Genomic DNA, 20,560 nt, shown 5'->3' on the forward strand with positions numbered 1-20,560 from the left:
ACGGCCCGCTTTTTTTTAGTCGGTCCTGAAAAAGGCCTTTCAGATTGAATCAGGCGTACTTTAGTCTGCCCCGACTCCAGGTTCCGAAGCAGAGCCAAGGGGCGAAAAGAGACAAAAAGTGCTTCAGTCCCCGCATCCACTTCTTGAAGTTGAACGCGGCTGCGGCCATCAGCAGGTTGATCGCATCACCGAGGGCCCCTTTCAGGAAGTTTTTGGCCATGCGGAAGTCGTGTTTGAGATGTCCGATCACCGGCTCGATGCCAGCGCGTCTGCGAAAACGTTGCCTGGCCTTTCGTCTCTGGTAGGGCGTGTCGCTTTTCTTCGGCCGGCCCGGAATCAGAATGCTCGTGTCACCGACTTTTTTGCGCCCCCTGTAACCCCGGTCACAGATGGCCGCCTCGGGGCAGGATTCCGTGATTTGCGAAACTTGCTCCAGAACATCCGGCAGGGTGTGACCGTCGAAAACGTTCTCCTTGAAGGACATGGCTCCTACGATCACACCGGTGGTCTTGGTCCAGGCGATGGAGGCCTTGCGTCCGAACTCGTACTTTTTGTGCTCTTTGCCCTTGCCGATGCAAAGCACGTCCGGTTCGTGCAGGCTGTAGGTCTTGTTCTTGTCGGTACGTTTCTGGTCATGGACCCGGCGGAAGAGCTGCATAGCTTCCCTGTGCCTGGCCAACGAATCCTTGGGCAGTTTGCGCTCAAGTTCGCGGATCAGGACGCCAGCCATGGTCCGAATGCGTTTGATGATCTTGCGACTCTTGAATCGCTGGCGCAGGAGGCCTGGCAATTCACGGCGGAAACTGCGGCGCAAGCTGATTCCTTCGAACTCGGCGATGGCCCTGCATCGCTTGATGACCTTGGTCAGAAGCTTCACGTCAGTGGGGAAGGTGATGTTCTTCTCCTGGACCGTGGTGTCCACGGCGATCTCCCGCTCCATGGCGTCGTCGCCGTGCAGACCCACCGAGACCTCGAAGATCAAACGCGCCCCACCCTCGCCGATGCGTTTGCGGAAATAAACCAAGTCCGTGGGGTCACAAGGAAGCCTCCACCGGAAATGCGTCTCACCGCAGAAGGCCTGATAGTAGGGGTTCCGGACCCAAGCCTCAATGACACGCTCGTCGCTCAGATTTTCAAGCTGCTTGAGGATCATGAGCCCGACCATGAGTCTGATGGGCTTTGCTGGACGACCATACTCACTATAGAGGCTAGAAAACTCCTGCTCGAACCTTTCCCAGGGGATGTTCGCTGCAAGCTTGAGCAGCGGGTCCTTGGGATTGAGCTGATCGATGAGGTCCTCGTAGAGGAAATTGCCCTGATCGCTTTTGGCTGGCTTGGCCTTCATCATCACTCCCGAACCGGTGACGGCGCGACCGGTTTCTTGCAGAATCACTACAGTTCCTGGTCGAGAATGATACATTGAATGCTACACTTTGTTAATTTTTTTCAGTGGCATGGATGTTTTTCAGGGCCGACTTTTTAGCTCAATGGTCAACTCACCGATCAGGCTTTTGAGCTTCATGTTCTCGCGCTCAAGCTTGGCCGTACGCTGTGCGCCGTGCTCGGTCTCGAACGCTTTGTGCGCCTGGGCAAGGAATTGATCGCGCCACTTGTAGTACTGGTTCTGCGAGATGGCGTACTCGGCGCACACTTCGCCCACGGGTCGTCCTCGAAGGCCTTCGAGGACGACCCGTGTCTTCTGCTCCGGGGTCCACTTCCGTCGCTTCATGGCAAACCTCCTGCCTGTTGAGAAGCCACGGACTTCCACTTAAATCAAGGCTGTTTCAAACTGGGGGCAGGATATCTTCCCCCACACCCCCAACTCCTTCAAAAACTCGCTTGTCACTCGCTTCGCTCGGGGGCGTGGAGCGTACGTAGTGTAGCCGGGCGACAACAGCCCAATCCCGCGTTCAACGCATGTGGAGCCAAACTGCCGGGGTGGGATTCTACCGGGTGTTCGAATACCTCAGTCGCAACTACGCCGGAGTGCTCCCTCGCCGCGCTCCTGCTCGCCCCATCCCGCGAACACACATGCAAAGTTACTTTGCCGCAGGGTCCAGGGGGCGCGCAGCCCCCTGGTCGCCGAAGGCGAAATGCTTCTCCCCCTACTCTTCCGGGAAGGTCAGCAACTTGGCGTTGATGGCCACGATGACGGTGGAGAGGGACATGATGACGGCTCCCACGGCGGGGGAGAGGACGATGCCGGCCCACCAGAGGACGCCCGCGGCCAGGGGGATGGCGAAGGCGTTGTAGCCGGTGGCCCAGAAGAGGTTCTGGATGGTTTTTTTGCGGACCTCGCCGGAGAGCCGGATCATGTCGGCCACGTCGCGCGGGTCGGAGCGGACGAGGACCACGTCGGCGGTTTCCACGGCCACGTCTGTGCCCGCGCCGATGGCCACGCCCACGTCGGCCTGGGCCAGTGCGGGGGCGTCGTTGACGCCGTCGCCGGTCATGCACACGGACAGGCCGCGTCCCTGGATTTCCTTGACCTTGTCGGCCTTGTGGTCGGGCAGGACTTCGGCGAACCAGTCGTCCAGGCCGAGTTCCTTGGCCACTCGCTCGGCCACGTTTTTGCTGTCGCCGGTGAGCATCATGCACTGGATGCCCATGTCCTTGAGGCGGGAGACGGCTTCCTTGGAGGCCTCGCGCACCTGGTCGTCCAGGGCCACGGCGCCGATGGGGGAGCCGCCGCGCAGCACGGCCACCACGGTCATGCCCGCGTCCTGGGCCTTGGTGATTTCCTCGGATTGCAGGTCGTGCCCGGCCTCGCCTGCGGCCTTGAGGGAGAGGATGCGGATTTCCGTTCCGTCCACGGTGGCCTTGGCGCCCTTGCCGGGGATGGAGTCGAAGTCGTCGGCCCGGGGCGGCTGGCCGTGCTTTTCCTGGTAGCCATCGGCCACGGCCCGGGCGATGGGGTGCTCGCTGCGGCCCTCCACGGCTGCGACCAGCTTCCAGATTTCCTGTTCGTCCGCGTCGGCCAAGGGGATGACCCGGTCCACGCCAAACTCGCCCTTGGTCAGGGTGCCGGTCTTGTCGAAGAGCACGGCCTGGATGTTGCGGGCAGCCTCGAAGGGGGTGCGGTTACGGATGAGCAGGCCGTGCTTGGCCGCCAGGGTGGTGGACACGGCCACCACCAAGGGGATGGCCAGCCCCAGGGCGTGGGGGCAGGTGATGATCATGACCGTGACGGTGCGTTCCAGGGAAAAGACGAAGTCGCTCCCGGCCAGGGCCAGCCAGGCGATCATGGTCAGGACGCCCGCGGCGAGGGCGATGTAGAAGAGCCAGCCAGCTGCCTTGTCCGCCAGCCCCTGGGCGCGGGACTTGGACTCGCGGGCCTGCCGCACCATCTCCATGACCTGCGAGAGGAAGGAATCCTCGCCGGTTTTTTGGACCTCCACGGTGAGGGAGCCCTGGCCGTTGACCGCGCCGCCGATGACCTCGTCGCCCTGGCCCTTCTCCACTGCCTTGGTCTCGCCGGTGAGCACGGACTCGTCCACCGAGCTGGAGCCCTCGGCCACCTGGCCGTCGGCCGGGATTTTTTCGCCGGGCTTGACCACCACGCGTTCGCCCCGCTTCAGGTCGGAGACCGGCACGTCCTCGGTGGAGCCGTCCTCCTTGAGGCGGTGGGCGGTGGAGGGGACGAGCTTGGCCAGTTCCTGCATGGCTCCCTGGGCGGACATGACCGAGCGCATCTCGATCCAGTGGCCCAGGAGCATGATAATGATCAGGGAGGCCAGCTCCCAGAAGAAGACCTTGCCGGGCAGGCCGAAGGTGACCAGCCCGGAGTAGACGTAGGCCACCACAATGGCCAGGCCGATGAGCAGCATCATGCCCGGCTGGCCTTTTTTCACCTCGTCCACGCCGCCCTTGAGGAAGGGCCAGCCGCCGTAGAAGAAGACCACCGTGGACAGGGCGAAAAGCAGCGGCAGCCGCCCCGGGATGTCCAGGGCCTCGCCGTAGCCCAGCAGGCCGCCCAGCATGGGCGAGAAGGCGGCGATGGGCAGGGTCAGGACCAGGGAAACCCAGAACCGCTTCTTGAAATCCGCCAGCATGGCGGCGTGGTGGCCCTGGTGGTCGTGGCCGCCGTGGCCTCCATGATCGCCGTGGCCCTGGTGGTCGTTGCCCTGGCCCTGGTGGTCGTCGTGTTTGTGGTGTTCGCCGTGTCCGGAGTTGTCGCGAGTCAAGGGAAAGCCTCCTTCGCGTGCATTTCGCGCATGATTCAGGCAACCAACGTACCACGTCTTTCGGAACAGGGGCAACGCGGCGGCCCTCGCGCGCCAAGGAGCGTGTTTCTGGCCTTCGCGGTGCAGCCGTGGCACAATCGCCAAATGGCGACCGCCCCCAGCCGCTTCGACCGGCTCACACCACTGGATCTGCTGCGCGGCCTGTGCGTGGCCCTCATGGTCATGGACCACGCCGTCCACTTCCTCTCCGGCGGCCTCTACGCGGGCGGGGAAACCTGGTACGGCCCCTTCCCCGACCCCGAAACCGGGGTCTTCCTGCTCCGCTTCCTCAGCCATCCGGCCGCGCCCGGATTCGCCATCTGCCTGGGCGCGGGGCTGGTGCTTTTCACCCACAACCGCATGTCCCAGGGCTGGACCTCCTTCCGCTGCGCCTCCACCCTGGCCGTGCGCGGCCTCATCCTGGTCCTGGCTCAGTTCCTCCTGGCCAACACCGCCTGGATGCTGCCGGACTTCATCGCCGGAACCGCTCCGTCGCCCTTCGCACCCTACTTCGGCGTGCTCTCCATGCTCGGCGTCTGCTTGGCCCTGCTCGGCCCCATGGCCGTGCTGCCCTCCTTCGCCACCGCGCCGCTGGGAGCCCTCTTCATCTCCACCACCGCCACCCTCACCATCCGCGCGCCCGGCGGCGGTCCGGTGGACTTGGCCTCCTCCCTGCTTTACCTGCCCGGCCAGATGGGCGAGGCCTTCGTCAACTACCCCATCCTGCCCTGGGCCGGGGTGGTGCTCATCGGCATGGCCCTGGGACGGGAACTGGCCGCCCGGCCCTTCACCTCCCTGCGCACCCTGCTGCCCACCGGCATCGGCCTGCTGGCCCTCTTCCCCGTGCTGCGGCTGTGGGGCGGCATGTCCGCCAACCTGCGCACCCTGCCGCCGCTGGAAGACGGGCTCACCGGCTTCCTTCAAGTGGTCAAATACCCCCCCAGCCCAACCTTCCTCTGCCTCACCCTCGGCCTCTGCGCCCTGCTCCTCTTCACCTTCACCCGCTTCCCGCGCTTCCCCGGCTCCGGCCTGCTCGCCTCCCTGGGACGCGCCCCCTTCCTGGCCTACATCCTCCACCTCTGGCTCCTGGCCGCGGCCCAGACACTCCTGCAACCGCTCACGGAAACCCTCTGGCTCCCCCTGCTGGCCACCGCCCTCTGCCTGGCCGCCCTCTACCCCCTGGCCAAAACCTGGGACCGCCTCAAACACACCCGCCCCCCAAACTCGATGTGGAGGCTGTTTTAAGAGGGAGAGAAGAAGGAAGAAGGGAAGAATGAGTATCCTGCCCCCAGTTTGAAACAGCCTTGATTTAAGTGGAAGTCCGTGGCTTCTCAACAGGCAGGAGGTTTGCCATGAAGCGACGGAAGTGGACCCCGGAGCAGAAGACTCGGGTCGTCCTCGAAGGCCTTCGAGGACGACCCGTGGGCGAAGTGTGCGCCGAGTACGCCATCTCGCAGAACCAGTACTACAAGTGGCGCGATCAATTCCTTGCCCAGGCGCACAAAGCGTTCGAGACCGAGCACGGCGCACAGCGTACGGCCAAGCTTGAGCGCGAGAACATGAAGCTCAAAAGCCTGATCGGTGAGTTGACCATTGAGCTAAAAAAAAGCGGGCCGTTCGGATGAAGCGTGGACCATATGCAAAGGTCGCCGAGCGCAACGCCGACCTCCTGGCCCGCATTCGCGGCATCAAGGCCGACCATCCGTTCTGGGGATACCGTCGGGTCTGGGCGTTTCTGCGCTTCGTGGACGGCGTAGTCGTCGGCAAAAATCGCGTCTACCGGCTCATGAGCGAGCATGACCTCACGGTGAAGCCCAACCTGCGACTCAAGGCCAAACGCAGGCCGACCGGCGTCAAGCCCCGGCCCACGCGACCCAACGAGTGGTGGGGTATCGACATGACCAAAATCAAGATTGACGGCTACGGCTGGCTGTACGTGGTCATTGTGCTTGATTGGCGCACCAAGAAGGTCGTCGGCCATTACGCCGGCGACCAGGCCAAGGCGTGGCATTGGCTCTCGGCGCTCAACGCGGCTGTCGGCAGGCAGTTCCCCGAAGGCGTGCGCGACGGCGGTCTTCATCTCATGGCCGACAACGGCTGCCAGCCGACCTCGGCGAGCTTCATGAAGGCTTGCCGCGTCATGGACATCAAACTCGCCTTCACCAGCTACAACAACCCAAAAGGCAATGCCGACACCGAGCGCTTCATGCGCACCATGAAGGAAGAGCTGGTCTGGATTAATGAATGGCGTAGCCCGACGGCCTTTTGCCAAGCCTTGGGCTCCTGGATCGAAGAATACAACCAAGGCTACCTGCACTCGGCGCTGGGGTATAAAACCCCGGTGACAACCGAGCAGGAACTGATCAACTCGCGGACTCTCTTAAAAAAGGCTTGCTAAACCGGGGGCAGTACATGAGGATTTCGCCCTTCGGGCGACCAGGGCATGACTACTCGGGCCCTCCTTGGCCCTCGCCCTTCGGGCCAAGCGCTCCGCGCTTGCTCCAAATCGCCCTCCGGGGCGATTTAGTCGCGGCCCTGGACCCGCGGCAAACTCACTTTGCATGTGTGTTCGCGGGATGGGGCGAGTAGGAGCGCGGCAAGGGAGCACTCCGGCGAATAGGCGAATAGGCCAATGGATTTCCCTCGGCCGGTATATTCCCACCCCGGCCGTTTGGTTCAACATGCGTTGAACGCGGAATTGGACTGTTGTCGCCCGGCTGCACTACGTACGCTCCACGCCCCCGAGCGAAGCGAGCGCTAAAACGTTTTGTGGAAGGATGGTGGGGGCATTGGGGGAGGAAGGAAACCACTTTTGGAAAAGTGGTTTCCTTCCTCCCCCAATGCCCTGAACCACCACCCCCGCCAACCACCCCCCATTCTCCCGCTTTCTCAAAAGGCGGCGGGTGGTGAGGTGTCACCTCACCACCCGCCGCAAAAAACCCCGAGGGAAACCTGGGCAGAGCTTCCCTCGGGGCGTGACCGGATGGAGGGAGAGGCGTTCGCGTCAAGCCTCTCTCCGGTGTGAGTCCCCCCTACCCTGGGCGGGGGCGGGGACAACACATTTTAGTAGCGGTAGTGTTCGGACTTGTAGGGTCCCATGGGGTCCACGCCCAGGTAGCAGGCCTGGTCCGGGGACAGCTTGGTGAGCTTGGCGCCCAGGCGGTCCAGGTGGAGCCGAGCGACTTCCTCGTCCAGGTGCTTGGGCAGGACCTTGACGTCGATCTTCTGATCGCCCTTGGCCAGTTCCATCTGCGCCAGCACTTGGTTGGTGAAGGAGTTGGACATGACGAAGGACGGGTGGCCGGTGGCGCAGCCCAGGTTCACCAGGCGGCCTTCGGCCAGCACGATGATCTCGCGGCCGGTGTCGGCGAACTTCCACTTGTCCACCTGCGGCTTGACCGTGGTGCAGGTCCACTTGTCGGACTTCTCGATGTGGGCCATCTCGATCTCGTTGTCGAAGTGACCGATATTGCAGACGATGGCCTGGTCCTTCATGTTTTCCATGTGCTTGCCGGTGATGACCTTGCAGTTGCCGGTGGCGGTCACATAGATGTCTATCTCGTCGATGGCGTCCTCGATGGTGGTCACCTCAAAGCCTTCCTGGGTGGCCTGCAGGGCGCAGATGGGGTCCACCTCGGCGACCAGCACGCGGGCGCCCATGCCTCGCAGGGCCTGGGCGCAGCCCTTGCCCACGTCGCCGTAGCCGCAGATCATGCAGACCTTGCCGGCGATCATGACGTCGGTGGCGCGCTTGATGCCGTCGATGAGGGACTCGCGGCAGCCGTAGAGGTTGTCGAACTTGGATTTGGTGACCGAGTCGTTGACGTTGATGGCCGGGAAGAGCAGCTCGCCCTGGTCCAGCATGTGGTAGAGGCGGTGCACGCCGGTGGTGGTCTCCTCGGAGACGCCCTTGCAGGCTTCGCCGATCTTGGTCCACTTCTGGGGGTTCTCCTTCATGGAGGCCTTCAGGCGACCCACCAGGGCCATGTAGTCGGCGGAGTCGGTGTCGCCCTCGTCCAGCACCGCGGCGTTCTTCTCGGCCTTGGCGCCCAGGTGGATCATGAGGGTGGCGTCGCCGCCGTCGTCCACGATGAGGTCGGGGCCGGAGCCGTCGGGCCAGGTCAGGCACATCTCGGTGCACCACCAGTACTCTTCAAGGGTCTCGCCCTTCCAGGCGAATACCTTGGCGGAGCCGGACTTGGCGATGGCGGCGGCGGCGTTGTCCTGCGTGGAGAAAATGTTGCAGGAGGCCCAGCGCACGTCCGCGCCCAGGGCGGTCAGGGTCTCGATGAGCATGGCCGTCTGGATGGTCATGTGCAGGGAGCCGGCGATCTTGAGGCCCTTGAGGGGCTTCTCCGAGCCGTACTTCTCGCGCAGGGCCATCAGTCCGGGCATTTCCTTTTCGCTCATCTCCATTTCCATGCGGCCCCAGTCGGCCAGGGAAATGTCGGCGATCTTGTAATCCAGGGAAAGGTCGAGGGGTTGCACGCTCATGTCTTAAGTCTCCTTGTGTTCGTGCGGTTTCCGTGCGGGCTGGAAGAGAAGGCGCAGGCCGGAGGGAAGTTCCTCGGCCAACGCGGGAAGCGGGGTCAGTCCGGCTTCGCGCAGCAGTTCGGCCAGCTCGTCCTCGGAGAAGCCGAGCCAGCGGTCGCCGTGCCGGGTCCGCATGTCTTCCTTGCCGTGCTTATCAAAATCGACCACCAGTAGAGTCCCGCCCGGCCGGATGGTGCGGGCCGACTCGGTCAGCCCCTCGGCGGGGTGGGAAAGGTGGTGCAGGGCCATGCAAATCAGTGCCGCGTCGGCCTCCGCGTCGCGCAGGGGCAGGTGCTCAAGCTCGCCTATGCGCAGGGAGGCCCAGTCCACGTCGCCCAGGCGCTGGCGGGCGGCCCGCAGCATGCCCGGCGAGTGGTCCACGCCGATGACGCGCCCGGCCCGCTGGTGCAGCGACGGCAGCAGCGCGCCGTCCCCGCAGCCCAGGTCGGCGGCGGTGGAGCACTCCGGCAGGAGCGCCTGCACCCGGCCGCCCAGGTCCAGGTCGCCCAGCACCTCGCGTGAGAAGCACTCCCAGTCCGTGGCGATGGCGTCGAAGAAACGGCGGGTCTCGTCGCGGCGCCGCTCGGCCACGTGTCGGGCGGCCTCGCGGTCGCGGGCCAGGGGGCCTTCCTCCAGAAAAGGAGAGACAGCCTCCAGGTACTCCTGCTGGCTGCCCTGGTCGGCGGCCGAGTAAAAAACCCAGAGCCCGTCGCGGCGGGGCTGGACGAGGCCCACCTCGGCCAGCAGGCCGAGATGGTGGGAAACGCGGGATTGTGGAAGACCCAGGGCCTGGACGATCTCGCCCACGTTCAGTTCGCGCTCCATGAGCACGGCCAGAATGCGGACGCGGGTCTCGTCGGCCAGCGCCTTGCTGTATCTAAGTATTTCCATAGTGCAATATCAATCAATGTTGATGTATGGATAAGAGAGCTACACGCTTCCCCGGCCCTCGTCAAGGGGCCTTTTGGTGGTTGCCTTGGCGGACGGAAGAACATAGGGGGGACGTGCCGCCAGTGGCTGAGATATTTGCCCCGGGACGGACCGCCGGGATGGCTCGGTCTCGACTCGAGCGCGATCTTATATGATGATGCACCCGGGCGACTCGGCGCGTTGGCAAGCCACCGCGGCGGATGTGGAGCGACGAATGACCTGGCGCAAACGAACTCGCGACAACTCCGAGGGCCGGGCCGCGGCGGCCGGTGACGAGGTGCGTTCCCTGCTGGAGCGCATGGGCGGCTCGGAGCGAACGGACGCTGTGCGCCTGTGGCGTTCCTGGCGCGAGGTGCTGGGCGACGAGCTGGCGGACATGGTCCGCCCCTTGGGAATTCGCGGCCGCACGCTGGTACTGGGCGCGGAGGGCCCCATGGTCATGCAGGAGCTGTCCTTCCTGGCCCCGGACATCGTCACCAAATGCAACGTTTTCCTGGGCCGGGAGCTGTTTGACAAGGCCACATTCGAACTGCTACACGACCGGGTTCCGCTCGATGTCGAGCGGGCGGCGAGCCCCCAAAAGGCCCGCCCAGCGCCCCGGCCGCCGGAGAATCTCGGCGGGCTGGAGCGTCTCAAGGAGTCCGACGATCCGGTGGGCAGGAGCTACCGCGCCTACCTCCGCCGGTTCGGCAAGATATAGAGGTTTTACCGGAGGAAGCCATGAGCGAAGAAGAAAAGGTCCAGGAAGAGGCCGTGGAGACCGAGGCCGCCGAAACCGAGGAAAAGAAGGGCATCGGCGAGGTCAAGGAGGACGGGTCCTACGAGATCAAGTTCGAGGAACTCGGACTGAGCAAGGACCTGGAGAAGATGACGGCCAAGGAGCTTCGCGATCTCTGCATCGAGAAGCTGCCCATGATCCAGGGCGTCTCCTCCATGAGCAAGGAGGAGATCATCTCCACCATCAAGGAGATGTTCGGTCTGGAGACCGAGCCCACGGCCGCCGAGGTGAACAAGGGCAAGATCCTGGAGCTCAAGAGCACCATGCGCGACCTCAAGGCGCAGCGCGACCAGACCGAGGACCCCGCCCAGCGGGACCGCCTGCGCAAGCGCATCTCCAAGCTCAAGAAGCAGACCCGCCGCCTGGCCAAGTCCGCCTAGCGGACCGGACACAGGCCCCGCGGGACGCCTCCGCGAAAACGCGCCGCCCCTCCGCCTCCGCCACAGGCGGCGGAGGGGCGCGCTTTTCGTGCGTCCACCGTCTTTTTGGGCAGCCTTTGGCCGAGGTGCGGCGAAATCACCGCTCTCACCTCTCCTTTCACGGGGCCGACCCCTTGTGCCGGGGACGTTGGAGGCCTTGCAAAGCGGCCCCGGAGCCGGCTGAAAATCTTCCCCAAAAAAGGGTTGACAGCCAAGGCCAAGGCCCTTACAAGCTTTCTCTCGCGCGCTGGGGGATCGTCTAGCTGGCAGGACGACGGGTTCTGGCTCCGTTAACCTAGGTTCGAATCCTAGTCCCCCAGCCAACTTTTTTTTACCAGCGTCCCCATCGTCTAGCCCGGCCCAGGACACCGGCCTTTCACGCCGGCGACGGGGGTTCAAATCCCCCTGGGGACGCCAAAGTAAATCCCGAAGGGGCTGCTCACCGAGTAGCCCCTTCTTTTATTTTGCCGGGATTGCCGCAGTACTTCGCGGCTCTCTTCATCCCGTACGACTCGCTCCGCTCGCCTAACTGCTGGAGGTCCGGCGACGGCTCACAGTTTGCGGGGCGGCACCATTGGACTGCCCTTCATGTTAGCTCGAGGGGAGGTGCTGGGGAAATTGGAACCTTCGTTGCTTTGGCCGAATGAGTTCGATTGCGGGGTTAAAAAGAGCGGGGTTGGCCTGGGGCCAATGTTTCTTGGTACGTGGGCGGTAATTCCCGACAGCCTCTCCCTGGAAGCAACACTCCTTTTTCAAGAAAGACTGCTGACCTTCCGACCCGTTTCCCCACTTTGCCGATAAGCGGCTCTCGGCTTCGCAAACTCCACCGCGCGTGCTATCCTTATTCCGAGTCTTTTGTTCTATCCGCACGTGCCGCGGCAAGGAGGGACAAGTGGGTCACGCCCTCACCGCTACTTTCCGCAGGGATGCGCCTGGGGCCCGGCACTTTGCCGCGCCCTGTTTCAGGCAAGAGGGGCTGTTGCCGATGGCCGCTCCGGCAAGGCAAGGATTCCCACGGGGCCACCCGTCCGGCCCGCCCCACAAAAGCCCCGCGCCCCAGGGTCAACCATCCCGGAACCCTGGGCGGACCGACCATCCCGTCTCCCCTCTCCCGGACAATTCCTCGTCCTCGTTCACTCGCCTAGCGCATCCCCACCGTTCAGGGCACGACACATGGAGCCAGTGGTTTCCATGCGCGGGACACGACATGGCCAAGAGGACTGAACCAGACGCGCATTCGTAGCATCCGATACGCCGTGGAGTGTTGCCCATGTTTCACCAGGGTCCACAAGCCGCCCGCTCGCCGCTGCTCATCGCGCTTGCGGTCGCCGCTATCATCTGCTCCGCAAGCCCGGCCGCAGCCCTGCAGGTGCATCCCGCTCCCGAGGGGCTCTACGTCCATCAATTTGGGCACTTCCTCTTTTTCCTCACTTCCATTCTGCTGCTGTTTGGCCTGGGGCTAAGCGCGCTTCCCAAGGGCCGGGGCAGGCTCTACCTTCGCGTTTCCTGCCTGCTGTTCGCGCTGTGGAATGCCGCCACCTTTTCAGCGCATCTGGTGCATCTTTATTTGGATGTTGCCCCTTTTGTTGGAGACAATCCATGGACCATGACCATATCCAGCGAGCTCGGCAACATCGCCCTGCTGTATTACTTCCTGTCTTTTGACCATCTTTTGGCTGTTCCCGCCATGCTCTTTTTCGTTCTCGGCCTCCGCAGTTTCTTGAAGGAAGTTTCGGCATGACGGAACCACCCGTATACATGATCTGGATCGTCGATACGCTTGGCTCGACCTGCATGATCCTGCTCGCCGTGGTCGCTCTCAATTTCGCACTTCGCTTGTCCCGCAAGGAACCGGACAATCTCATGTGGTCCTATCTGGTGGCCCTGACCATGGCACTGGCCGCCTTTTCCTTGAGTCGCGGGTTCGGCCACCTGGCGCGGATTATACTTCTCAGCACAGGAAGCATGGACACATGGCTTCGCATCGCGCCCATCTCAGGCACGGCCAACACGACAACCTTCATCATCATCGCCTCCGTATCCCTCTTCTATAAAAAGGTTGAAGAGGGCGTGGACATCATTCGGCATTACACAAAAGAACTTGAACGGTCCTACAACATACTCGGTGACGCGCACCAGCGGCTGAAAATGAACCAGGAACGCATTGTCTCGCTGGAACGAAAAAATTTGGCGTGCAAAACAGTCACCAGCATCGCCCACCAAACACGCAACCCGCTGCAAACCATCGGCGGCTTTGCGCGGCTCATTGGGACGGACGACGCGACCCCGGACGAGATACGGGAAAAAGCGGACATCATTTATTCAGAGGCGGCCTCTCTGGAAGGGCTGATAGGCAGCATCCTGAAAACCCAAGGGCAGATCGAAACCGAATTGCAGTCCATGCACGCAGGGGACGTGTTGAGGGAGGCCGTGCGATTAAACTCCGACTACGCCAGAAAGTCCGGCGTGAAGCTGGAGTGTGCCGAAGAGGATGGGCCACTTGTCCTTGTTGATAAGGAATTGCTCGCCATGGCCCTCGGCGAGATTGTCATCAACGCGGTGGAAGCATCCGAGCCAGGTGATGTGGTCCGCCTGAGCCTGACGCGGGAGGGCGGGGTGGCGTCCTTTGCCGTGTCCGACGAAGGGTCTGGAATACCGCCGGAATCTTCTGATCGCATCTTCGATCCCACATTCAGCACCAAGCAGTTCTCCGCCGGGATGGGCATGTCCTTCGCCAAGGAGATCGCCGAGCTTCACGGCGGAGACATCGCTTTCGACAGCCAACCCGGAAAAGGCGCGACTTTCTCTCTGCACTTGCCCTGCGCGGACTGACCCGCCCGCATCGCCTTCCATCGCACTCCGCCCGGGCATGGCGCGAGGCATCCGCGACAGCCGCGCATGACCCGGCCTGTTGGGCGGCGTCGGATTGCCCCGGTTCCAGGGGCCGACCGTCACATTGCGTATTCACCGAGCTTCCGGAGCAGCCAGCGGCCCGCCTTGCCCACCTTCCTGTTCTTGTTTCGTATCAGGTACAGCGGAGAGGCGTGCTCGCGGATTTCCAGCTCCAGGGATATCTGCTGGATGTTCCGCTGGACCAGCGGGTCGTTCAGGATGGTCGCGGGGAAGAAGGCCCACCCCATCCCCCGCTCCACCAGCGAAGCGCACGCGCCGTAGCTGTCCACAAGCCACCGTTTGGGGCTGAAGTGGGTCACTTCGGTGTCTTTTCCGTCGCCCCGGCTGGTGACGACCAGTTGCCGCTCATCCTCCAGGTCGCTGATGGTCACGGCTTCCTTTCCGGTCAACGGGTGGTCCGCGGCGGCCACAGCGTGGAAGGAAACATAGGAAAGCAGTTTGTAGGCCTCCAGCCGCTTGGGGATTCCCGAGCTGATCAACAGGCCCAGGTCGGCCTTGCCCGACGCCACGCACTCTTCCACGTCGTTGAATATCCCGGTCTGCAGGTCGAGTTCCGTAAACGGAAACCCGCTCTCGAAGGGCGCGAGGAACTGTTCGACGAATTGGCTGTGCACCCCCTCGTCCAGCGCCAGGCGGATGTGCGTGTCCTCCTCCGCGCAAAACGACAGGGCCCGGTCCTTCAGCCTCTCCCCGCCCTGCACGATACCCACGGCGTCGCGCAGCAGGACTTCGCCCTCCTCCGTGAGTCGCAGGTATTTCCTGCTTCTGTCGAAAAGCCGCGTCCCCAGGTCGATTTCCAGATTGGCCACCGCGGTGCTGACGCCGGACTGCGCCTTCCCCAGCAAGCGCCCCGCAGCGGAAAAGGACCCGGTCTCCGCCGCCGCCACAAAGCATTGCAGATGCGAAAAATTGAGTGAAATCAAAGCCCGCTCCTCCAACTGCTCAACAACGACCCACCGGCAGCCTACACGGCTTGGCGCCGACGGTCCACGACCTATCTAAAAAATGGATACTTCCTAGCTTTGTAGTCAGCCAAGTGGTGGATAGGATGCCGCCAATCAAAGCCTGGAAACACTACCCCGGCCCCGCACGGGCCGGAACCGAACCGGAGGAGAACCATGCCCCTCATGGAGTGGCACACGGACGACGGGAACATGAACTGGCCGGATCTGATCGATCTGGCCCCGGAGAGCGCGGGCATCGACCTGAAGGCCGTCCGCGAGTACCGGCTCGGCCGTGTGCGGGAGCAGATGAAGCGGTACGGTGTGAACGCCCTGATCCTCTCCGACGCGGTGAACATCCGCTACGCCACCGGCGCCCGCAACATGCAGGTTTTCTCGTCCCGCAACGCCCCCTCCCGCTACCTCCTCCTCACTGAAGACAGGAGCATCCTCTTCGAGTTTACTGGCTGCCTTCACCTCGCCGACGGGCTGGAGACCATCGACGAGGTCCGCCCCTCGGAAACGGCCAGCTTCGTGGCGGCCGGGCCGCACATCAAGGAGCGGGAGGCGCAGTGGGCGCGCAAGATGATCGCGCTCATGAAGGAACTCGCCGGGCCGGACCTCCGGATCGGCCTGGAGCGGATGAACGCCGGGGTGGCCATCGAGATGGCCAAGTGCGGCGTTCCCGTGGTGGACGCGCAGCAGCCGGTGGAGATGGCCCGCTGCATCAAGTCCGACGAGGAAATCAAGTGCATGATCGCCTCGCTCCAGGCCACGGAGCAGGCCACCGGAAAAATGCGTGGCGCCATCCAGCCCGGCATCACCGAAAACCAGCTGTGGTCCATACTGCATCAGGAAGTGATCGCCCTGAACGGTGACTATGTCGAGACGCGGCTCCTCAACTCCGGCGCGCGCACCAACCCCTGGTTCCAGGAATCGGCCAACAAGGTCATCCGGGAGAACGAGCTGGTGGGCTTCGACACCGACGTGGTGGGTTGCCACGGCTACTACTCCGACTTCTCCCGCACCTTCCACGTGGGCCCGGACGCCCCCAGCGAGGAGCAGCGCACCCTCTACAAGGTCGCCCATGAGCAGATCCAGCACAACATCGACATCATCAAGCCGGGCATGACCTTTCGCGAGTACGCGGAAAAGGCCTGGGACATCCCGGAGAAATACCACGCCAACCGGTACTACCTCTCCGCCCACGGCGTGGGCATGTCCGGCGAGTACCCATACCTCTACCACCGGGCGGACTTCCCGGACGCGGGGTACGACGGTGTCATCGAGCCGAACATGACACTCTGCGTGGAATCCTACATCGGGGAAAAGGGCGGACGCGAGGGCGTCAAGCTGGAGGAGCAGCTGCTGGTGACCGAGGAGGGAACCAGGCTGCTCACCCACTACCCCTTTGAAGAAGAACTGTTGAAGTAGAGGACCCGGCTTCATGCTCATGGACTCTGAACATCCGCAACCGGAGACCTTCGCGGGCGACGGCTTCCGCATCACGCTGAACAAGCGCGGGGAGGACGCCCACGTCAAGCAGCGGCGTCCGGTCAAATACGGCCTGTACTCCGAGATCGAGACCGACTCGGCGCTGCTGCAGTTCAACCTGAACAGCGAGGTCGTCCGGGCCGAGGGACGCGACCCGGATTGGCCCAGCGATTTGGAATACCTCAAGCGCACCGCCGGAAACGACTGGGTCTACTACTCCACCGGAGGGTACGCCGGGTCGTGGGAGACGCTGACGGACGCGTCCTTCCCGGCGCAGGTCTCCTTCAGGATTCCGGAGCCGTACAGCGAGGTGTTCAAGACCGTGGGGGAGTACTACCTGCCCAACCTCCCCTACGACTCGAACAACATCCTCGGCGGGGACCCCTTCACCAACCCGGCTGTGTGGCGCTTGGCCACCGGCTGGTTCGACGAGCTGGACAAGGTCCGGCGCTCGGCGGACGGCCTGCCCGAGCGGTTCCAGCGGTTCCTGAATGAAGCCGTGGAGAACACGCCCGAGCGGCTGCGAGCCAAGGCGGAGCGACTGTTCGAGGCCTGCGGGGGGCGGCCCTCCGTGCTGCCGCCGGACGCCCGCCACGTGGACTACGACGTTATCCCGCTGAACATCTCCCACGGCTGCCTGCACAAGTGCGGCTTCTGCGCGGTGAAGAACGCCAGGCCGTTTTCCAGCCTCTCGCAAGCGGACATCGAAGAGCGGCTCGATCAGCTCGCCACGCTCTACGGCCGCGACCTGGCCAACTACAACGCCGTGTTCCTCGGCGACCACGACCCCATGAACGCCGCCGGCGACCTCGTCCTCTTCGCCATCCAGGAGGCCAAAAACCGCCTGGGAATCGACAGGGCGTACATGCGGGGCGCCAACGTCTTTCTTTTCGCCAGCGTCACGTCCTTCCTGAAGAAGGACGACCGCTTCTTCGAAAAACTGGGGGCATGCGGGGCCAACGTCTTCATCAACGTCGGCCTGGAATCCGCGGACCAGGAGACGCTGGACTCCATCGGCAAACCCCTGCGGAGCGAGGATGTCGTTCGGTGCTTCCAGAGAATGCGGGCGGTGAACCACAAGCACGGCGGAATCGAGTGCTCGGCCAATTTCGTTTTCGACGAACAGCTCCCGTCCGGCCACATCCCCGCGTTTCTGGACCTTGCCGGGGAAGGCGGCCCCGGGGGCACGGTCCCGGTCTACATGTCGCCGCTTTGCTTTACCGAGCCCTCCGCCAGAACCCTGTTCGAGTTCAAGCGGCTCAAGACGTTCAGCAGGCACCCGGTCCATCTCTACATAATACAACGAATTTAACCGGATCGCGCCTCGCCGCCGGTTGACATGCGGCGAAGGGCGCGTCCCCCACAGCGAGTGGGCAACCGCAAACAAGGAGGAACGTATGTTGAGGTTGAAAGGAATAATCGCGCTGGCCGCCCTGGCCTTTGTCCTGTCCGGCATTTCGCAGCCCGCCATGGCCAAGGAGAAAACCCTGCGCTTCGGCGTGAACAACTGGGCCGAAAACGTCGCCGTCTCCAACATGTGGAAGATTCTGCTGGAAAAGCGCGGCTACAACGTCGAGTTGATGGAGGTCGGCAACGGCGTCATGTACGGCGGCGTGGCCTCCGGCTCCCTGGACGTCGGCCTGGAGGTGTGGCTGCCCAACTCCGACAAGCCGCTGGTGGAGAAGTTCGGCGACGACTTCGACATCCAGAGCGCCTGGTACAAGGGCGCCAGCCTGGGCCTGGTGGTGCCGTCCTACGTGGACGTCGATTCCCTGGACGAGCTTCCCGATAACGCGGGGAAATTCGACAACGAAATCGTGGGCATCGACTCCGGGTCGAGCCTCAACGAGCTGACGCGCGAAGCGGTCAAGAAATACGAACTCGATGCGTACGAGTTCGTGGAAAGCTCCGAACCCGCCATGCTGGGCGTCCTGCAATCCGCCTACGAGGCAGGGAAGCCCGTCGTCGTGACCCTTTGGAACCCCCACTACGCCTTTGCCGAGTACGACCTCAAGTATCTGGAGGATCCGAAGAACGTCTACGGCGAGGGGGACGACATCTTCTTCATCACCAGGAAGGGCTTTGAGAAGGATTTCGGGGAAGTGCTGGACTGGATGAACGAATGGTTCATGACCGACGCCACCCTTGGCGACCTCATCGCCACCATCAAACGGGCCGAGGACCCGCAAAAGGGCGCGGCCAAATGGATCAAGGCCAACAAGGACCTGGTCGACTCCTGGTTCGAGTAAGGCTTCGCGCGATCGGACGGCCGGTTTCCGACCGATCCGAACACGCAACGCATCGAAGGGGCCGGCGGGAGCATCCGCCGGCCCCCTTCTTCTGAAGCATCCGCCCTCGCGTACCCAGCCGGGCGCATGGGCGGGCGGGTCGCCCTGGCTGCTCGCGCTTCTTGCCCGAGACTCTACAACCACCCCCTGCGCCTGGTCCCCAGAAGAAGCAGGTCCTTCACGCGCCGCTCGTCCTTGGCCTCGAGAAACTCTTTCTCGAATTCCGCGGGCAGGAGGATTTGGGACAGGGCCGCCACCGTCTCCACGAAACGCCTTTCCTCGCCCTTGCACGTCACGATCAGGAACAGGGCGTGGAACTTTCCCCGCTCGCTTTCCAGATATTGTCTATCCCGGATGATTACCAGGTCGTAGACCCCCTGACAGTCTATGTCGACTTCACCGACAGCGATACGCGGCACGACCTCGTCCAGGGTGTTTCTCGCCAAGTGTTCACTTACCCGGGCGGCGGCCTCCAAGGGGGCGATCCCCCACTTGCCGGCCAGGGCGTCGGCGACCTTGGTGGAGATTCCGGAAACCTCCATCTTTTCGTTCAGATCAAAAAACAAGGCGTTTTCAACGAGTTCATCGAAACGGTCGACAGCGATGCCTCCCCGCTCCCGGACGATGTTCTGCAGTTCGCGCTCCAGCTCCTCGCCGAATTGCTCCTCATGGGTGATGCGGGAGATCATGCGCTTGAGCGCGTATTCCTGGTTGGAGCGTATACGGCCGTAAAACCAATAAAAAAACAGCCCGGCAAAGACGAGGATGAGGCTCAGGACCAAGGCCTTCATACCCATCTCCGACAGCATGAACACCGATCCCAATATGCCAAGCACCTGCAGCACCGGGTAAAGTGGGGCCCGGAAGACGGGCCTGTAATGCAGAAGGCCGCTTTCGCGCAGGATGATCACGGACAGGTTGGCCAGGATGTAGGACACGATGAGTACTGTGGACGCGGCGCCCGCCAAGGCCTTTGTCTCCAGGAACAGGGAGCCGATGATCACCAGCGCCGTGAAGAGGAGAGCGATGTGGGGCGTGCTGAACCGCGTGTTGACCCTGCCAAGGATTTCCGGGGCGAGATGGTCGCGGCTCAAGGCGAGAAGGTAGCGCGAGGAGGCCATGAGCCCCGCGTTGGCCGTGGAAACGAATGCGAAGAACGCGGCCACGCTCAAAACCAGGCGGCCCGTTTGGCCCATGATGGCATCCGCCCCGTCGGAAATGGGGGTGAGGGACATGTTGAGTTCGTCCCCCGGCAGAACCCCCGAGGTCACAAAGACGGCCACAGTGTACAGCAGGACCACCACAACCAGGGAGAGAATCATGCCCAGAGGCAGGTTGCGCCCGGGATCCCGGACCTCCTCGGCCACCGCGGTGGTCTTCAGCAAACCTCCGTAGGACACGAAGATAAGCCCGGAGGTGGCGAATACCGCATGCCAGCCCAGGGGGGCGAAAGGCAGCAGGTGGTCCGAGTGAACATGCTGTACGCCCACACCGCAGTAGAGAACGATGAGCAGCACCGCGCCGATGACCACGCCGTACTGGAGAAACGCCGCTTGCCGGACGCCCACGATGTTGAGCAGCAAAAAGATCAGGCACAGGCCCACGCCGCCCAGTTCCTGGTGCCAGGGCATGACCTGGCCGGCAAACACCGAGAGTCCGAGCAGGGCGAAGGAGGTCTTGAGCGCCAGGGAAAACCAGACAAGCAGCCCTGTGACAGTGCCCACCGCCGGGCCAAGGGTGCGGGTGACGATGAAGTAGTCGCCGCCGGTCTTGGGCATGGCCGTAATCATCTCCGCCACGGAAAGCATGCCGCAGCAGGCCACCAGCCCGGCGAAGAAGTAGGAAAAGACGCTGGCCGGTCCGGCCTGCGCGTGGGCGATGCCGGGCAGGATGAACAAGCCCGACGAGATCATGGCCCCGGCCGATATGCACAAGACGGCTCCGAGCCCGAGGTCTTTCTTCAGGCCACCTTTGGGGTCCGGCCGCTCGGTACTGTCCCGGGGTTCTTTGCTCATCCCTCCTATATAGCCGAAACAGCCCG

The 20,560-nt window shown here is 63.1% G+C and carries 17 protein-coding genes and 2 tRNA genes; 12 read left to right on the top strand and 7 right to left on the bottom strand.

Going from position 1 to position 20,560, the window contains the following annotated elements; all coding sequences use genetic code 11:
• Positions 1–49 precede the first annotated feature (49 nt).
• The 3 genes from N911_RS0107930 to N911_RS0107940 form a co-directional block, all read right to left on the bottom strand.
• Positions 50–1,345 (bottom strand): IS5 family transposase, encoded by a 1,296-nt coding sequence (locus N911_RS0107930; protein ID WP_237559957.1) that lies wholly within the window; start codon positions 1,343–1,345, stop codon positions 50–52.
• 120 nt (positions 1,346–1,465) lie between these two features.
• Positions 1,466–1,729 carry a transposase gene (locus N911_RS0107935; RefSeq protein ID WP_029896001.1) on the bottom strand — a complete coding sequence of 88 codons (264 nt, stop codon included), beginning with the start codon at positions 1,727–1,729 and terminating at the stop codon, positions 1,466–1,468.
• Between the two features lie 376 nt (positions 1,730–2,105).
• On the bottom strand, positions 2,106–4,184 hold the full coding sequence (locus tag N911_RS0107940) for a heavy metal translocating P-type ATPase (protein WP_237559916.1): 2,079 nt from the start codon (positions 4,182–4,184) through the stop codon (positions 2,106–2,108).
• Positions 4,185–4,328: 144 nt separating this feature from the next.
• Between N911_RS0107940 and N911_RS0107945 the strand changes: the two genes are divergently transcribed.
• The 3 genes from N911_RS0107945 (at position 4,329) to N911_RS0107955 (ending at position 6,621) form a co-directional block, all read left to right on the top strand.
• The gene (locus N911_RS0107945; RefSeq protein ID WP_161781610.1) at positions 4,329–5,468 is read left to right on the top strand and encodes a heparan-alpha-glucosaminide N-acetyltransferase domain-containing protein; all 1,140 of its coding nucleotides are present in this window, start codon (positions 4,329–4,331) and stop codon (positions 5,466–5,468) included.
• A gap of 107 nt (positions 5,469–5,575) precedes the next feature.
• Positions 5,576–5,848 carry a transposase gene (locus N911_RS0107950; RefSeq protein WP_029895442.1) on the top strand — a complete coding sequence of 91 codons (273 nt, stop codon included), beginning with the start codon at positions 5,576–5,578 and terminating at the stop codon, positions 5,846–5,848.
• Positions 5,845–6,621 (top strand): IS3 family transposase, encoded by a 777-nt coding sequence (locus N911_RS0107955; protein ID WP_051693969.1) that lies wholly within the window; start codon positions 5,845–5,847, stop codon positions 6,619–6,621. Before N911_RS0107950 ends, N911_RS0107955 begins: the two co-directional genes overlap by 4 nt.
• 665 nt (positions 6,622–7,286) lie before the next feature.
• Here the strand turns inward: N911_RS0107955 and ahcY are convergent.
• Together ahcY and N911_RS0107965 are read right to left on the bottom strand one after the other, a co-directional pair.
• Entirely contained in the window at positions 7,287–8,717 is a 1,431-nt protein-coding gene (ahcY, locus tag N911_RS0107960) for an adenosylhomocysteinase (protein ID WP_029896006.1), read from the bottom strand.
• 3 nt (positions 8,718–8,720) lie between these two features.
• The gene (locus N911_RS0107965; protein ID WP_029896008.1) at positions 8,721–9,647 is read right to left on the bottom strand and encodes an ArsR/SmtB family transcription factor; all 927 of its coding nucleotides are present in this window, start codon (positions 9,645–9,647) and stop codon (positions 8,721–8,723) included.
• A 253-nt stretch (positions 9,648–9,900) separates the two neighbouring features.
• Between N911_RS0107965 and N911_RS0107970 the strand changes: the two genes are divergently transcribed.
• The 6 genes from N911_RS0107970 to N911_RS0107995 all read left to right on the top strand — a co-directional run bounded on the left by N911_RS0107970 (position 9,901) and on the right by N911_RS0107995 (position 13,715).
• Complete coding sequence (locus N911_RS0107970; protein WP_029896010.1) at positions 9,901–10,386, top strand: DciA family protein; 486 nt, start codon at positions 9,901–9,903, stop codon at positions 10,384–10,386.
• A 20-nt stretch (positions 10,387–10,406) separates the two neighbouring features.
• Positions 10,407–10,844, top strand: coding sequence for a hypothetical protein (locus tag N911_RS0107975; RefSeq protein ID WP_341860297.1), 438 nt, complete (start codon positions 10,407–10,409; stop codon positions 10,842–10,844).
• Between the two features lie 287 nt (positions 10,845–11,131).
• A tRNA-Gln gene (locus tag N911_RS0107980) sits at positions 11,132–11,206 on the top strand.
• Positions 11,207–11,222: 16 nt separating this feature from the next.
• Positions 11,223–11,300: transfer RNA gene (locus N911_RS0107985), tRNA-Glu, on the top strand.
• Between the two features lie 853 nt (positions 11,301–12,153).
• Complete coding sequence (locus N911_RS0107990) at positions 12,154–12,624, top strand: hypothetical protein (protein ID WP_051694085.1); 471 nt, start codon at positions 12,154–12,156, stop codon at positions 12,622–12,624.
• Between the two features lie 17 nt (positions 12,625–12,641).
• Positions 12,642–13,715, top strand: coding sequence for a sensor histidine kinase (locus tag N911_RS0107995; RefSeq protein WP_161781611.1), 1,074 nt, complete (start codon positions 12,642–12,644; stop codon positions 13,713–13,715).
• Between the two features lie 119 nt (positions 13,716–13,834).
• Here the strand turns inward: N911_RS0107995 and N911_RS0108000 are convergent, their stop codons facing one another.
• Positions 13,835–14,734 (bottom strand): LysR family transcriptional regulator, encoded by a 900-nt coding sequence (locus N911_RS0108000; protein ID WP_341860298.1) that lies wholly within the window; start codon positions 14,732–14,734, stop codon positions 13,835–13,837.
• Between the two features lie 180 nt (positions 14,735–14,914).
• Here N911_RS0108000 and N911_RS0108005 point away from each other — a divergent pair, with 180 nt between their 5' ends.
• The 3 genes from N911_RS0108005 (at position 14,915) to N911_RS0108015 (ending at position 18,480) form a co-directional block, all read left to right on the top strand.
• Positions 14,915–16,171, top strand: a complete 1,257-nt coding sequence (locus tag N911_RS0108005; protein WP_029896016.1) for a M24 family metallopeptidase — start codon at positions 14,915–14,917, stop codon at positions 16,169–16,171.
• 13 nt (positions 16,172–16,184) lie between these two features.
• Positions 16,185–17,543: a radical SAM protein gene (locus tag N911_RS0108010; protein ID WP_029896022.1), complete on the top strand. Its 1,359-nt coding sequence runs from the start codon at positions 16,185–16,187 to the stop codon at positions 17,541–17,543.
• A gap of 85 nt (positions 17,544–17,628) precedes the next feature.
• Positions 17,629–18,480 (top strand): glycine betaine ABC transporter substrate-binding protein, encoded by an 852-nt coding sequence (locus N911_RS0108015; protein WP_029896028.1) that lies wholly within the window; start codon positions 17,629–17,631, stop codon positions 18,478–18,480.
• A gap of 173 nt (positions 18,481–18,653) precedes the next feature.
• On the opposite strand, the gene N911_RS0108020 is transcribed toward N911_RS0108015, so the two are convergent.
• Positions 18,654–20,534, bottom strand: a complete 1,881-nt coding sequence (locus N911_RS0108020; RefSeq protein WP_051694087.1) for an APC family permease — start codon at positions 20,532–20,534, stop codon at positions 18,654–18,656.
• Positions 20,535–20,560: the final 26 nt, after the last annotated feature.

The organism is Desulfohalovibrio reitneri, from assembly GCF_000711295.1.
Classification (GTDB): domain Bacteria; phylum Desulfobacterota; class Desulfovibrionia; order Desulfovibrionales; family Desulfovibrionaceae; genus Desulfohalovibrio; species Desulfohalovibrio reitneri.